Source organism: Nonlabens agnitus (assembly GCF_002994045.1).
GTDB classification, from domain to species: Bacteria; Bacteroidota; Bacteroidia; order Flavobacteriales; family Flavobacteriaceae; genus Nonlabens; species Nonlabens agnitus.
Genome location: NZ_MQUC01000003.1, coordinates 1,828,499 through 1,843,996, shown reverse-complemented (window position 1 = coordinate 1,843,996; position 15,498 = coordinate 1,828,499). Strand labels below are relative to the sequence as shown.

At 41.0% G+C, this 15,498-nt stretch carries 14 protein-coding genes; 7 read left to right on the top strand and 7 right to left on the bottom strand.

Going from position 1 to position 15,498, the window contains the following annotated elements:
• The first annotated feature begins 21 nt into the window (after positions 1–21).
• From BST86_RS08525 to BST86_RS08505, 4 genes are all read left to right on the top strand, one after another.
• Positions 22–1,644 carry a maltokinase N-terminal cap-like domain-containing protein gene (locus tag BST86_RS08525; RefSeq protein WP_105982901.1) on the top strand — a complete coding sequence of 541 codons (1,623 nt, stop codon included), beginning with the start codon at positions 22–24 and terminating at the stop codon, positions 1,642–1,644.
• Positions 1,641–3,539 carry a 1,4-alpha-glucan branching protein GlgB gene (gene glgB, locus BST86_RS08520; RefSeq protein WP_105982900.1) on the top strand — a complete coding sequence of 633 codons (1,899 nt, stop codon included), beginning with the start codon at positions 1,641–1,643 and terminating at the stop codon, positions 3,537–3,539. Before BST86_RS08525 ends, glgB begins: the two co-directional genes overlap by 4 nt.
• 432 nt (positions 3,540–3,971) lie before the next feature.
• On the top strand, positions 3,972–4,253 hold the full coding sequence (locus BST86_RS08510; RefSeq protein WP_105982898.1) for a hypothetical protein: 282 nt from the start codon (positions 3,972–3,974) through the stop codon (positions 4,251–4,253).
• A gap of 86 nt (positions 4,254–4,339) precedes the next feature.
• Positions 4,340–4,738, top strand: a complete 399-nt coding sequence (locus BST86_RS08505; RefSeq protein WP_105982897.1) for a GlcG/HbpS family heme-binding protein — start codon at positions 4,340–4,342, stop codon at positions 4,736–4,738.
• 107 nt (positions 4,739–4,845) lie between these two features.
• Here the strand turns inward: BST86_RS08505 and BST86_RS08500 are convergent, their stop codons facing one another.
• Positions 4,846–5,628, bottom strand: a complete 783-nt coding sequence (locus BST86_RS08500; RefSeq protein ID WP_242446497.1) for a DUF4382 domain-containing protein — start codon at positions 5,626–5,628, stop codon at positions 4,846–4,848.
• A gap of 249 nt (positions 5,629–5,877) precedes the next feature.
• Between BST86_RS08500 and BST86_RS08495 the strand changes: the two genes are divergently transcribed.
• Complete coding sequence (locus BST86_RS08495; protein WP_105982896.1) at positions 5,878–6,468, top strand: DUF4136 domain-containing protein; 591 nt, start codon at positions 5,878–5,880, stop codon at positions 6,466–6,468.
• 161 nt (positions 6,469–6,629) lie between these two features.
• Here the strand turns inward: BST86_RS08495 and BST86_RS14900 are convergent, their stop codons facing one another.
• A complete protein-coding gene (locus BST86_RS14900) occupies positions 6,630–6,782 on the bottom strand; it encodes a hypothetical protein (RefSeq protein WP_172443336.1) in 153 nt (50 codons plus the stop codon).
• A gap of 35 nt (positions 6,783–6,817) precedes the next feature.
• Between BST86_RS14900 and BST86_RS08490 the strand changes: the two genes are divergently transcribed.
• The gene (locus BST86_RS08490; protein WP_105982895.1) at positions 6,818–9,223 is read left to right on the top strand and encodes a glycoside hydrolase family 31 protein; all 2,406 of its coding nucleotides are present in this window, start codon (positions 6,818–6,820) and stop codon (positions 9,221–9,223) included.
• A gap of 121 nt (positions 9,224–9,344) precedes the next feature.
• On the opposite strand, the gene BST86_RS08485 is transcribed toward BST86_RS08490, so the two are convergent.
• From BST86_RS08485 to BST86_RS08465, 5 genes are all read right to left on the bottom strand, one after another.
• The gene (locus BST86_RS08485; RefSeq protein WP_105982894.1) at positions 9,345–10,559 is read right to left on the bottom strand and encodes an amidohydrolase family protein; all 1,215 of its coding nucleotides are present in this window, start codon (positions 10,557–10,559) and stop codon (positions 9,345–9,347) included.
• A gap of 130 nt (positions 10,560–10,689) precedes the next feature.
• Complete coding sequence (gene pepT, locus BST86_RS08480; RefSeq protein ID WP_105982893.1) at positions 10,690–11,925, bottom strand: peptidase T; 1,236 nt, start codon at positions 11,923–11,925, stop codon at positions 10,690–10,692.
• Between the two features lie 155 nt (positions 11,926–12,080).
• Positions 12,081–12,500, bottom strand: a complete 420-nt coding sequence (locus tag BST86_RS08475) for a hypothetical protein (protein ID WP_146126736.1) — start codon at positions 12,498–12,500, stop codon at positions 12,081–12,083.
• 23 nt (positions 12,501–12,523) lie between these two features.
• Positions 12,524–13,954 carry a CCA tRNA nucleotidyltransferase gene (locus tag BST86_RS08470; protein WP_105982891.1) on the bottom strand — a complete coding sequence of 477 codons (1,431 nt, stop codon included), beginning with the start codon at positions 13,952–13,954 and terminating at the stop codon, positions 12,524–12,526.
• A gap of 5 nt (positions 13,955–13,959) precedes the next feature.
• The gene (locus tag BST86_RS08465) at positions 13,960–14,607 is read right to left on the bottom strand and encodes an L-threonylcarbamoyladenylate synthase (RefSeq protein ID WP_105982890.1); all 648 of its coding nucleotides are present in this window, start codon (positions 14,605–14,607) and stop codon (positions 13,960–13,962) included.
• A gap of 114 nt (positions 14,608–14,721) precedes the next feature.
• Between BST86_RS08465 and BST86_RS08460 the strand changes: the two genes are divergently transcribed.
• Positions 14,722–15,498, top strand: coding sequence for a lipopolysaccharide kinase InaA family protein (locus BST86_RS08460; RefSeq protein ID WP_242446496.1), 777 nt, complete (start codon positions 14,722–14,724; stop codon positions 15,496–15,498).

Below are 15,498 nucleotides of genomic sequence, written 5' to 3'. Positions count from 1 at the left end.
TACTCAATTTATTGATAATAAGTGTCCAAAACCAAGCTCACAAACCCAAAACCCTGGGAACAACTTCTAGACGATGCTGCCTTTAAAAAGCAGTTGACTCATGATATTTTAGAGAGCTATGTGGTACAGCAACGCTGGTATGGTGGCAAGAGCAGCACGCTCAAATATCTTGAGATTAGTGAGTTTTTTACCATTGCTCACAAGGGCGATCACTTTTACGGCTTATTGCTGGAAGTCAATTTTAAAGAGGCTTTTTATCAGCATTACTTTTTGCCCTTAGGTTTTGTAGTGGATAAATCTGCCGCAATAGAAGGTTTGATCGCGCCCATCAAGCTGGGCGATCAGGATGGTTATTTAGTAGATGCGCTATATCTGGATAGTTTTAGAAAGGTACTTTTTGAAAAAATCATTGAATCCCAACCGGTAGAAGGATTGGGTACGATCACTTTCCATGCTGGAGAAGAACTGGATGAAACGCAATACGTTTCCAGCCGCTTTCTAGGCGCAGAGCAATCCAATACCAGTATCATCTTTAATGATAAACACATCATTAAGTTTTTCCGTAGGATTTATAGTAGTACCAATCCAGACTATCAAATATCGCGCTACCTTACAGAGCAAACTTCGTTTGACCGTTCGCCTACGTATACAGGTTCCATTAACCTCAATATTGTCAAAAAGCACGATATCACACTGGCATTGATGCAAAAATTAGTGGACAATGATGGTGATGGTTGGGAATGGATGTTGGAAGAGTTGAAGGTTGTGTTTAATACGCTTTCGCGAAAGCGGATTGACATCAAATCCTTACCAGACGTCAAGCTATTTACCAGATTAAAATTACAAGAGGTGCCACACGAGATGGTCGACTGGACTGGACTGGACCTTTTGAAAAGAATCAGAACCCTGGCACTGCGCACTGCACAATTTCACGTGGCTATGGGCGGCGAGCGCAACGATCTAAAATTCACGGCAGATAAGTATAACGGCGACTACAACGTCTGGCTTAAAAACCGATTGTTGTACATGTTCCAGAATAGGCTCAACACGGTGGAAAATAACCTGCATAAATTGAGTGGAGAAGCGCTGGATCTAGCACAGGAATTACTCGAGCGTAAAAATGAGATACGCAACCGTTTTATACAATTTGACTGGCACCACATGAAAGGTGAACGCATACGTATCCATGGCGATTACCATCTAGGCCAGGTACTGGTGGACGGCGAGGACTTTTATCTTTTGGATTTTGAGGGTGAACCAGAAAGTACCATACGAGACCGCAAGGTCAAGCAAATGCCACAAAAGGATCTTGCTGGGATGTTTCGCAGTTTTCATTACGCGATCTATTCCACGATTTTCGATCACGGAGAAACCACGGGAATTTCAAGAGACGACCTTTACGAGGCAGGTGAATTATTGTATAAGTATTTGATTTCCATTTTTATGGATACGTATTTGCATCACGTGCACAATAATAACTTGAACATAGGCTACCGCAAGGAAGTCAATTTTTTACTACAGTTTTGCCTGCTGGAAAAGGCCATTTATGAATTGGGCTATGAGTTCAATTCTAGACCTAGCTGGGCCATCATTCCATTGCGAGGCATCCACAGTATCATGAACCATAAACAAGAAAAAGTATGAGCCAGGTAATCACGCACTCGCTATTTACAGATTTTGACATTAATCTTTTCAAATCTGGAAAGCATTACAGGCTTTACGAAAAATTCGGCTCGCACATTCTTGAAAAAGATGGCATCAAAGGAACCTATTTTGCGGTCTGGGCACCAAGCGCTAAGGCTGTGAGCGTCATAGGAGATTTTAATTTTTGGGTAGAAGGTGAGCACCAGTTGCAGGTACGTTGGGACAGCAGCGGTATATGGGAAGGATTTATTCCTGGAGTGGAGCAAGGCGTCACCTACAAATACAAAATCCACTCGTCACACAACGATATCAAGACAGAAAAAGCAGATCCATATGCACGTCGCTGTGAGCATCCGCCCAAAACGGCCAGCGTCGTATGGCAGTATGATCCCAAGTGGAGCGATGCAAAATGGATGAAAGCGAGGGCAAAAAACAACGCACTTGATGCGCCCTATTCTGTTTATGAGGTACATCTGGGCAGTTGGAAACGCAAGATTGAGGAGGATCGCAGTTTGAGTTATCTAGAACTGGCAGATGAGTTGGTCGCTTACGCGAAAGCGTTACAATTCACCCACGTAGAGTTCATGCCCATCATGGAATATCCCTATGATCCTTCATGGGGCTACCAATTGACGGGATATTTTGCGCCTACAGCAAGATTTGGTTATCCGGAAGAGTTTGCGCAATTGGTTGATGCGATGCATAAGGCTGGAATAGGAGTCATCCTGGATTGGGTACCATCCCATTTTCCAGAAGATGCCCATGGACTGGGATTTTTTGACGGCACCGCTTTATATGAGCATCCAGATCGCAGACGTGGTTATCATCCGGACTGGAAATCCTTGATATTTAATTATGGTCGCAACGAGGTCAAAAGTTTCTTGATTTCAAATGCACTGTTCTGGATGGATCAATACCACATTGACGGCTTGCGGGTTGATGCCGTGGCTAGCATGTTGTTTTTGGATTATTCCAGAGAAGATGGCGAGTGGGAACCTAATGTTTTTGGCGGTAGGGAAAACTTGGAAGCCATGGCATTTTTAAGAGAAATGAACGAGGCTGTTTACCTCAATTATCCAGATACACAAACCATTGCCGAGGAGAGCACCAGCTTCCCGATGGTGAGTAAACCTACTTCTATAGGTGGTCTTGGTTTTGGGATGAAATGGATGATGGGATGGATGCACGATACTTTGGAATACTTTAAAAAGGAACCTATTTATAGACGTCACCATCAAAATGATTTGACGTTCTCGATGACTTATGCGTTTACCGAAAATTTTATGCTACCGCTATCGCATGACGAGGTGGTTTATGGTAAGAGCTCTATCATAGGTAGAATGCCCGGCGACAAATGGCAAAAGTTTGCCAACCTGCGATTGCTTTATGGTTATATGTTCACGCATCCTGGCGGTAATTTATTGATGATGGGATCAGAATTTGGCCAGCATGATGAATGGAAATTCAATGGCAGTCTGGACTGGCATCTCACACAGTTTGCAGATCATCAGGGAATTATGAATGTGATTACTGATTTGAACAAGTTGTATAAAAAACAACCGGCTTTGCACGAGAAGCAATTTGATGCCGCTGGATTTGAATGGATTTCCCATGAAGATGCAAACAACAGCGTCATAAGCTATGTGCGCAAGGGAAATGATTCTCAGATTGTTGTCGTTTGTAATATGACACCTGTACCTAGAGAAAATTATAGAGTAGGTTTGCCAGCAATAGGTAAATACAAACTGCTATTTAACAGCGACGATTCAAAGTACGGCGGATCTGACTACAAGATAAAAAAGTCCTTTACGGCTCAAAAGGAGAACTGGCAATATCGCGATCAAAGTGTCGAGTTGAACTTGCCGCCACTTGGGGTTTTGGTTTATGGGGTTTAAAATTGGCAGGTTTAGATATGTATTGATAATAGTTGTTTTATTTCTGTCCTTTTTATCTATAGCTCAAGACAGTAGGGAAGATTTGGTGGAATTGGTTTTGAAGGAATTGAGTCTGAGCAAATCTAATATTGCCGAAGATCTTCTTGTCATTAAAATGATTTCCGAAAAAGAGTCAGCAATTCTAATTCCTGAGATTGTAGAGCAAAGCGAAGAATTCATTGATTACAAATTTGACCTGGTAATAGTCCAAAACTCGACTGGACTTATTCTGTCGCAATTACAAAAACAAATCTTTTTGACAAGTGATGCCACTAGATTGTATAATGCCGAGGTTGATTACAATTCAATAATGGTATCTGATCGATTCGATTCCCTTAGTGTATCATAGAATATTATGGTAGCAGTCGTGTCAATCCACACTCTTCAAAAAACTTGTATGCATTTGAGCGAGTTGGCAATGAAATAAAAACAACACTCGAAGACTTTGTCATTCATGAGATCATTGGAGAAAACGATGGCGGATTAAATGGATCTTACAAAGAATTAAAAAGACTTATTATCCCAGTGAACCTAACACAACACCATTCAGATCTTAGAATTCAAGAGGTGGTTTTAAAAAGTAAAATGATTGATGGAGAAGAAGAGATTACGGGTATTTCCAAGAATGATGTTGCTATACTTAAATTTCACAATGGAAAATATCACAGTAAGTAGCAATTAATTGGATTTCCCGTTAAACTTCACACAATCATACTTTTTAAGATGGAAAACCTATTAGTTTAATGTTCAAATAATTAAACATGAATATTACACTTAAACAAGCCCAAGCGATCATTGAAAAAGCGATGGCCAAAGCAAAAGAAATCAACACAAAAATGAACATCAGTGTCGTAGACGCTGGTGCAAATCAAGTCGCGTTTGTCCGTATGGATGGTGCATGGCTGGGAAGTGCTGACATTGCTCTCAAAAAGGCCAAAACTGCTCGATTTTTTGACATGCCGACCGGTGAGATAGGCAAAATATCACAACCAGGTGAATCTCTTTTTGGAATCGAGCACTCTAATGGAGGTCTGATCAGTTTTCCAGGTGGACTACCTGTTATAAATAAGGATGGAGACATCATAGGAGCCATAGGTGTGAGCGGCAGTACTGTAGAAAATGACCACGAGGTGGCAGCAGCTGGAGCAGCAGCCATCTAGTGAAAACACTATAAATGCAAAAAGGTCCACTTGTTCAAGTGGACCTTTTTTTTATTCAAACCTCAATTGAAAATTTCCAATCTCAATGTTTGTGTGTTTGAATGTGATTAATTCAAGTTAGTAGTGCCTAGGGCGGTAACCTCGCCATTCACAACGACAACATCATTGATCACAACGGTTTGTAACTCGGCTGCTGGATCTGCTTCAATGGTAACGGTGTAAGTCCCGTTAGGTACACCATTAAGTCTATACAGTCCATTCACGTCAGTAAATGTGCTTATCTCGTTGACTCCATTGCTGGCTGTTACTTCAACCTGAAAGGTTGTTGGTTCCACATCACCTATGATCGCTCCAGACAAGGCCGCTAATTCAGTTCTTATTACGGGTTTTAAAGAATAGCCACCATTACCTTGACGTACGATGGATTTATCTGCGTCAAAGTCTAGAATGAATTCATAAAGAATACCGCCTTCCAATTCTTGATTCACATTAAGCTTCAAACCAGATTGTTGGGCGCTAGGCGTTGATAATGGGAATTCTTGACCGTCAACAACAACAGAGTTGTCGTCTCCTAGGATCAACCTGATTTGGTTGATTCTTCCAGCTGGGATTTCGTCATCTGCTAGCACGACGTTATTTCCACCTGTCAATTCGAGAAGGTCATAGATACCGGTATTATCCATATCAAGCACCAATTCTTCATCATCTGCATCGCCGTTAAATTTGATGGCAACGGCCTCTACATCTATAAAGACGTTATCATAATCACCAGGCGCATCCACAAGTTTAATGTTAACTCTAGCTGGTTGTGTGCTGTCATTGTCGTCGCTACAAGAAAATAATGTCGTTGTCATCGCAACCAACATCAGGGAATAAATTAGTTTCTTCATTTTTAGGGTTTTAAATTAATTAAGGAGTTCAAACTTAATTTAAGTTTCAGGCTTGGGTTCCTATATGCTTGTTAATAAAGAGACTCTTAACAATTTGGATTTTATAAAGCAATCTGACATTTGAAACAGAAAATGAAACAGGCAGGTGAGGAATTTATTCTGTGATAGAGAGAGTTGTTAATATAAGATCAATTAGGCTTTTTGTAGGACAAGTCGCTGCAGTGCAGTCGTATCTTGAAAATAAAAACTATGAAAATTTTAAAACCTTTATTTTTTATACTTACCGTGGCTCTTATTTATAGCTGTGGTCCTGCGGTTAATACAACCAAGCCCACTGACGACAGCCTGAAAAAATATCAGAGCTTTTCCTATTTGCCTAACTCTGCCATTGAGATGCCAGATATGGCTATGAATGATGATGTGAACACACTGGTAATTCAGCAAATCAACGATAGAATGATGGATGCTGGGTACGAATTAGACAGAACCAAACCAGATTTGTTGGTACTGGTAAGTACTAAAGTTGATGAAACTACAGAGACAACCACAGATCCAGTATATGCTCGATATGGATACTATAATAGACCAGGATTAAGAGTCAATTCTTATTACAACAATTACTACTACAATGGTTACAACACATTTCCAACCGTAGTTGGGTACGATACAGATACCTATAATTATAAGGATGGTACATTGATCATTCAATTGGTGGATCGTGAGTCACGTGAAACGGTGTGGAAAGGAATAAGCAGTACCAGTATCTACAACAGTGGCGACACTGCTGCTATGACCAGTCTGGTCAACGCGATTTTTGAGGAATACCCATTATTGAAATAGATAGAAATCTAAATAGAACGAAAGCCCGTTTAATTAACGGGCTTTTTTTATGAAACACCTACGCTATAATTTGCGCTCTTTTTTAGTAGGAATCTTTCTTTCCAAGCTTTGAAAAAATGCAGGATTGGCAAAAAATGGAAGTCCTGATCGCCATTTCTTCACTAGTTCACTTTTACATGATATGGACTGTAATAATTTCGCTTTCGCGAAAGCGATATCTTCTCCATCTTGAAGAAAACGGTTGCGTAACTAAACGTATTTATGCGTGAAATTCCAATGGTTTTTTTATACTTTCCCACGTTTGTACGGTACATACTAGTGCTTTAAGAAATTTGAACAACATCATTTTATGATTACAAATACAGAATTACATAAATCTGGTAATGTCTTTCCCGGGATGATTATCAGCTTCACTCATGTGGTGGATACATTGATTTTCAACTCTAACAACGGTGTCATCCTTCAAGTACAGGTTTTGAGAGACAGCGTCCTGAGGTTTAAATATGGTACAGGCGGCAAGATGGAAGAAGATTTTTCCTATGCCATTGATGACGATGGAAATAGAGGATACAACAAATTAAAAGTCACAGAAGAAGAGGCTTATTATGAAATTACCACTTCTAAGATCATTTGCCAGATTGCCAAAATCGATCTGCGCAGCCGCATCTTTGACATTGATGGAAAAATCATTTGTGAGGATGAACTAGGCTTTCATTATGAAGAAAGCTATGAGTATGGTGGCGAGGTTGTCAAAATGTCCAAGAAGGCGCAACCTGCAGAGAGTTATTATGGGCTAGGCGACAAGCCAGCCGACAATAATATGCGCGGTAAGAGATTTGAACTTTGGGGTACAGATCAATACGCATTTGGAAAACAAACCGATCCTTTATATAAGAATGTACCTTTCTACCTAGGGCTTCACAACAAGATGTCTTACGGGATCTTTTTTGACAACACCTTCAGATCCTACTTTGACTTTGCTCAAGAGCGTCACCATGTGACCAGTTTCTGGGCGCAAGGTGGTGTGATGGATTACTATTTTATCTATGGTCCAGATGCAAACAGCGTCGTGAGCGGTTATACAGATTTGACCGGTAAACCAGAATTGCCACCATTGTGGGCATTAGGTTTTCACCAGTGTAAATGGAGTTATTATCCAGAAAGTAACGTACGTGAGGTGGCTCAAAGGTTTAGGGATTTAAAAATTCCTTGTGATGCTATTTATCTAGACATCGATTATATGGATGGATTCCGTTGTTTTACATGGGATAACGAGAAGTTCCCTAATCCTACTCAAATGATTAGCGATCTACGTGAAGATGGTTTTAAAACCATTGCCATTATCGATCCAGGTATCAAGGTTGATCCAGATTACAGCGTCTATCGAGAGGCCATGGAGAAGGACTACTTCTGTAAAAGAGCAGATGGTCCATACATGAAAGGAAAAGTATGGCCTGGTGAGTGTTATTTCCCAGATTATACAAATCCAGAAGTGAGAGAGTGGTGGGCTGGGTTGTTTAAAGGACTTATTGCAGACAATGGGCTAGCAGGAATCTGGAACGACATGAATGAGCCAGCCGTTATGGAGGTTCCCAACAAAACGTTTCCAGACGATGTGCGTCATGACTTTGATGGACATCCATGTTCTCACAGAAAGGCGCATAATATCTATGGTGCCCAAATGGCTAAAGCCACCTATGAAGGTGTCAAGAAATTCATTTATCCCAAACGACCTTTCGTCATCACAAGATCAGCTTATTCTGGCACACAGCGCTATACTTCAAGCTGGTTTGGTGATAATGTTGCTACTTGGGAACATTTGAGTATTGCAAATATCCAGGCGCAGCGTATGGCATTGTCAGGAATGTCGTTTGCAGGATCTGACATTGGTGGTTTTGCAGAGCAACCTACAGGTGAATTGTTTGCCAGATGGATCGCGCTAGGGATATTTCATCCATTTTGTAGGGTGCATTCCAGTGGTGATCATGGCGATCAAGAACCATGGACGTTTGATGAAAACATCACAGACATCACCCGCAATTTTATCGAGCTTAGATATAAGTTGTTACCGTATCTATACACAACCTTCTGGCAATATGCCGAAGAAGGCACACCTATGTTGAAGTCACTCGTGCTTTATGATCAAGAAGATCCACAAACACACTATAGAAATGACGAATTCATTTTTGGTGATAAGATGTTGGTTTGTCCTGTTCTGGAACCTAATGCCAAGGGCCGCCGCATGTATATCCCTAAAGGTGAATGGTACAACTTCTGGTCTCGTGAGACCATTACAGGTGGTAAGGAAGAATGGGTAGATGCCGATATTGATAGCATCCCATTGTTTGTAAAAGCAGGATCCATAATACCTAGATATCCAGTCATGCAATATGTAGGTGAGAGCAAAATCGAATTTCTTACTCTTGATGTTTACTATACACTAGGATCTGATAAATCTGTGGTTTACGAGGACGCCTCAGACGGTTATGATTATAAGAAGGGCCGTTTTAGCTTGCGTAATTTGAGATTTAAAGGAACTAAGGATCAAATGACCATATCTCAATTTAAAGATGGCAAGTATACTACAGAATATGAAACGCTACGTTTCAATTTCATAGGTATGCCGTTTGAGATTGATTATGTAGAGGTGGACAATGTTCGCATTCCGCTGGAGGATCTACAATACGATCGCAAAACACAGACCATGCTTGTCAACAAGGAATTTAGTGAGTTCCATGTGGTAGGTAAGAAATAAGTGGACCGCTGTACTGTCTGCCTACAAAAGGCAGGCGCGAAAGCAATATTTATCCCAATAAATACAGCTTGCAAAAATCATTTTTGCGAGCTGTTTTGTTTTTAGCCAGACATTTATTGAGTTAATAAATGATAGGTGCTGGATTGCTAAAGGTTTTTTTGCCATCCTTCCAACCAGCAAGCGCTTGGGGTAATTTGCGCACGGCACTAGCAATGGAATCGGTATTCCATAAAACGAGATCTGCGGGCTGTCCTACTTGAATCGTTCTGGTTTTTCTTAAAATTTTAAATGCGTTGGTAGTGATCATTTCAAAGCACTGTCTCATTTCGTCGTCTGTCGACAATTGGCTCACGTTTGCATACAGATTTGTCATACGCAACAAGTTGCCGTCACCATAAGGCGTGAAGGCGTTTAGAATATTATTGCTACTTATCGCGGCATTGAGATCCAGATCATCAAATTCTGTCGGTCTTAGAACTCCGCGAGGTATGAGTTTTTCATGATCGCGGCCATTCAAAAACAAATCTGTTGCAGGCAATACACAAACGGATACATCATGATCTGCCAGCATTTTTTCCAAATCTTTACGCCGATCTGTTTTTAGAGCCATGAGTTTAGTCACGTGACCTATGGATACCTTGTTCTTGAAATTTGTTCTATCCATCACCTCGCACATGTATGGAATAGAACTGTTGCTGGCTTGAAGATCAAAATCCATATGAAAATCTACATTCAAGTTATATTCTTGAGCAAGTTTAAAAACGAGATTTATGTGAGCTTTGGGATCCTTGTCTTTATAGGGACAACCGCCTATGGTTTTGATTCCCGATTCAAAAGCTTGCTGGAGAAGCTTCACTGTTTTAGGAGCCGTTGTTAGACCGTTTTGGGCAAAAGCCACCATTTCAATATCTACCTGGTGGGAAACATCTTTTTGAAGCTGCTGCAAAGCTTTAAGACTGCGCAGTTCTGTTTTTGAGTCGGTTTCTACATAGGTTCTCACGCTAGTGGTTCCATTTGGCAGGATCATCTGGATCACATTTTTGGCACGCTCGTAGACGTCTTCTTCGGTAAATTCTTCTTTGGCTTGACCCGTTTGTTCCACGGCCTCTTCCAGCGTTCCTTCTTCAATAGTCGAACGATCCAAAATACAGGCCTTATCCAGATGCAAGTGACTTTCTGCAAGGCCAACGGTGACCAGCTTTCCATGGCGATCCAAGGCGTCATCTGGGGTCTTGGCATGATGTTCTATGCGAGAAATTACCTGATCTTCAACGTGAATATCGAAAGTTTGCTCTTGTTGATCCAGCTTGCAATTGTAAAGAATCGTTTCGCTCATTAATGGTAGTTATAAAAATTGTAGTGGTATCCACTTTCGCGCCTGCCTGTCAGCATACAGATAAGCAAACTCTACCAAAATAAAAAAGACGCTCGATAAGAGCGTCTTTAAATTCTAAATTGTGATTTTTTTATTTCTTCTTCTTAGCAACCAACTTTGCAATTCTGACAATCACTTTACTAGCTGCGATCATGCTTTCTACGGGTACGTACTCATAGGGTCCGTGAAAATTATGGCCGCCCGCAAAAATATTAGGACAAGGTAAACCCATATAACTCAACTGGGAACCATCGGTTCCACCACGTATGGGTTTTATGATAGGCTCAATGTCTAGATCCTTCATCGCTTGCTCTGCAATATCAACAATATGCATGACAGGCTCCACCTTTTCCCTCATATTGAAATACTGATCCTTGATCTCGATGGTTACTGCTTCACGCTCATATTGAGCGTTCATGTCTGCAGCAAGTTTGTGCATCACATTCTTACGAGCCTCAAAATGGTCTTTATCGTGATCGCGTATGATGTAGTGTAGCTCTGTCTTTTCAACAGCACCTTTCATATTGTGCAGGTGGAAAAAACCTTGGTAACCTTCAGTATGTTCTGGAGTTTCCAGTCTAGGCAAAGAGTCGATAAACTCTGAAGCGATGTACATCGAGTTGATCATCTTTCCCTTGGCATAGCCAGGATGTACAATTTTACCTGTAAACGTCACTACGGCTCCAGCTGCGTTGAAGTTTTCATATTCCAATTCGCCTATCTGGCTGCCATCCATAGTGTAGGCCCAATCTGCACCAAATTTTGCCACATCAAATTTATGAGCGCCTCGACCTATTTCTTCATCTGGAGTGAACCCTACCTTGATTACTCCATGCTTAATTTCTGGATGGTCAATCAGGTGCTTCATCGCCGTCATGATCTCTGTGATTCCTGCTTTATCGTCTGCAGCGAGTAGGGTAGTACCATCGGTAGTGATGATGGTCTGGCCTTTGTATTGTTTAAGATCGTCAAAGTAGTCTGGTGAGAGCACCAGGTCGCTACCTTTTAACGGAATGTCGCGCCCATCATATTTCTCTATAATCTGTGGCTTAATGTTTTTTCCCGTAAAATCTGGAGTGCTATCAAAGTGGGAAATAAATCCAATTGTGGGTACTTCAAAATCCACATTAGTAGGTAGCGTCGCCATCACATAAGCATTCTCGTCAATGCTCACATCCTTCATTCCCATGTCGATCAATTCTTGGTGCAGTTTGCGTGCAAGATTCCACTGTTTATCTGTGCTGGGCGTGGTCTCGCTTGCTGGATCTGACTCTGTATCAATCGTAATATAACTTACAAACCGGTCAATAATGGCTTGTTTTTCCATAGCTTAAATTTGATGGGTAAAGATAAGATTTGGCTCTTGAAAGGAACTAAAAATTATCAAAAAGCCAGATGCCAGTGTAGCTGGTTAAAGAAGGTATGAAGTGGAATGGAGTTCGCTTTCGCGAAAGCGAAATATTTAATTACACCATAACACTTTTAAAACTGAAGATTGCGGGAAAAGGGATTTTCTACCTGTGAAAAGATCGTATTTCTTCCAGCTTCATACAATGCTGGATTTTGAAGTTTGTATTTCAAGGCGTATTCGTCAAGAATCGTAAAGTTGATGACCAAGTTATCGTACAATTTGGCAAGTCTGTCATTGTCTGGATCTACCATCACCATGGGCTGTGTGTTGTTAGTCTGAAGGTTTTGTGACCAACCAAAACTTCTATTGGAAACCTGAAGCCTACCTGATTGTGGTAATCTAGTCATAGAATTGAGCAGAGATTGCGGCTGATAGCTGGTCTGAACTAATGAAACAGAAGTCGTTTTGACTGGCGCAGATTGTGCGTTACTCATGTAGCAGCTCGCGAAAATAAACGCTATAGTGAGGTATAATGTGATCAAGATTTTCATCCTAACCAAGTTAAGAAAAATTATTAAATGGTTTGAGGCTTTAACCCTAATTGCTCACCTTTTTGCAACATCAATTGATACGCTGCATCGTGCTCGTTAGGAATATCACCGTCCAGTATGGCTTCTTTAATCGCAGATTTGATCATTCCTATCTCACGGCAAGGCTTCAAGTTGAAGGTTTGCATAATTTCCTCACCAGTGACTGGCGGTTGGAAATTACGTACGTGATCACGTTCTTCAACCTCGACGATTTTATCGCGTACCTTCTGGAAATTGTTGTGGTATTTCTTGAAGCGCTTTGGGTTTTTAGTAGTGATATCTGCCTCACAAAGAGTCATCAAATCCTCGATGTGATCGCCAGCATCGTGTACCAATCTCCTAACGGCACTGTCTGTGGCAGCCTCATCAATAACCGCAATGGGTCGTGAAGACATGCGCACCATTTGCTGTACAAACTTCATCTTATCGTTAAGTGGCATGCGCAACCTTTTGAAGAGATGATAAACCATTTTTGACCCTTTAAACTCGTGACCATGGAAGGTCCAGCCTACCTTTTTGCTAAATCTTTTAGTTGGTGCTTTACCTATATCGTGAAGCATGGCCGCCCATCGAAGCCATAAATCATCTGTATTTCTGGAAATATTGTCCACCACTTCCAGCGTGTGGTAAAAGTTGTCTTTGTGCGTTTGTCCTTCTACCTCTTCAATACCTTTAAGAGCGGTCAATTCTGGCAATATAAGTTCCAGTAGACCTGATTTTTCCAGTAATAGGAATCCATGTGACGGAGCATCGCACATCATGATCTTATTGAGTTCTGTGACGATGCGCTCGTTAGAGATGATCCCAATGCGGTATGCATTTTTTTGAATACTTTTAAAAGAACCTGGTTCTATGGTAAACTCCAGCTGGCTTGCAAATCGTATCGCACGCAACATGCGTAAAGGATCGTCGCTATATGTGATATCTGGATCTAGTGGCGTCTTGATGACTTTCTTTTTCAAGTCGTCCAGTCCATTAAATGGATCCAATAAGTCGCCGTAATTATCAGGTTGTAATGAGAAAGCCATCGCGTTGATGGTGAAATCACGACGGTTTTGATCATCTTCAAGAGTTCCATCTTCTACCACAGGATTGCGGCTGCCGCGATCATAGCTTTCCTTTCTCGCGCCCACAAATTCCAGTTCTAGATCATTGGTTTTTATCATGGCAGTCCCATAATTCTTGAAAATGCTAATCTTGGTGCTTTGTGGGAGCAGCTCTTTAGTCCTTTGTGCCAGTTCAATTCCGCTGCCTACGGCCACGATGTCGATGTCTTGTTTGTTGCCTCTTTCCAGTAAAAAGTCACGTACAAAACCACCTATGACATAGGCATCTACACCTATGTCTTGTGCTGCTTGGCTCAGCGTTTGAAACACGCTGGACTTTATCGCTTCCTTAAAATTATGCTGAGGCATGTAACTTACTTTCTAATGACCTTGATCACGCCATTGTTGGATATTTTCATGATGGCGCTAGGTTTGACGTTTTTAGCTGGTAAAGGTAGATCCACGATGTGATCAATGCGCTCTTTCAATTCTTCTGAAATGTCTTCAAAATGAACCGGTGAGGGCTGCCCACTTATGTTTGCGCTGGTAGAAACGATAGGTTTACGCAGTCCTCTAATAATCGCGCGGCACAAAGGATCGTTGGTCACACGTATAGCAAGCGAATTGTCGCTGGCGATGAGGTTTTCTGCAACGCTTTTAGGCCTATCATAGATAATGGTCAATGGATCTTTATTGACTTTAAGAACCTCCCAAGCCATTTCTGGAACTTCTTCAATGTATTGATCTAGCATAGGGAAACTATCCACCAGGATCAAAAGGGATTTTGATGGATCACGTTCCTTTATTTCATAAATCTTTTCTACAGCCTCATAATTTGTGGCGTCGCAACCTATACCATAGATGGTATCTGTAGGGTAGAGAATGGTCTGGCCCTTTTTGAGCGCAGCAACAGCTTCTTGAACAATCGCTTTAGGAACTTCTATTTCTGGTCCCTTTGTTTTCTTGTTTTCGCGACCTCTTATCTGGTCTCTTCTATTCTTATGTCTATCGCTCTTACTCATTGGTGCAAAATTAAGGATTCTAGAGGCATGTTGTAAAAATTGTGGAGCTATTGTTTATGAAATGGTCAACTAGTTCAACCTGCTTTTGATTTGTAAAGAACTAAAATTGTTACTTTGCACATCAAACCTGAAAGGATCATGCGCAGTGAGATATTTGTGAGTAGTACGCTTTCGCGAAAGCAGTTTCAAAACATCCTGGAGCTTTTTCACGAATCTAATCGAAAATTGGGTGATGATCGCAATGAAATAAAGATCGTGGAATTTGAGAACAGAAGGCTGGTCGTCAAGTCTTTTAAAGTTCCTAACATCGTGAATCAAATTGCTTATCGTTTTTTTAGAAAATCAAAAGCAGAGCGCTCATACCTAAATGCTATTTATCTAAAAAACAATGGAATAGGAACTCCTGAGCCTGTAGCTTACCTGGAGCAGCGGCGCGCAGTAGGTTTTTATAAGAGTTACTATGTCAGTGAGTATGCCTCCCATGACTTTACCTTTAGAGAATTGATTCACGACGATTCTATTGAGAATAAAATTGAGATTCTAGAGTCTTTTACGCAGTTTGTTTATCGTATGCATGAGGCACAGATCTACTTTTTGGATAACTCACCTGGCAATACCTTAATTTCAATAAATGAAAGTGGTTATAAGTTTTACCTAGTTGATTTGAATAGGATGAAGTTTTATGACATACCGGTTGAAGACCGACTTAAAAATTTTGAAAGGCTGTCACCTCAAAAGTGGATGTATGAAATCATGGGTGATAAATATGCAGAACTAGCAGGACTCGATGAAGATCAGACCATTCAAACCATGTGGCATCATGCAGAAAAGTTCAGGCAGTATTTCCAAAACAAAAAGCGTTTAAAAAAGAAATTCAAAAAATTCATCTAA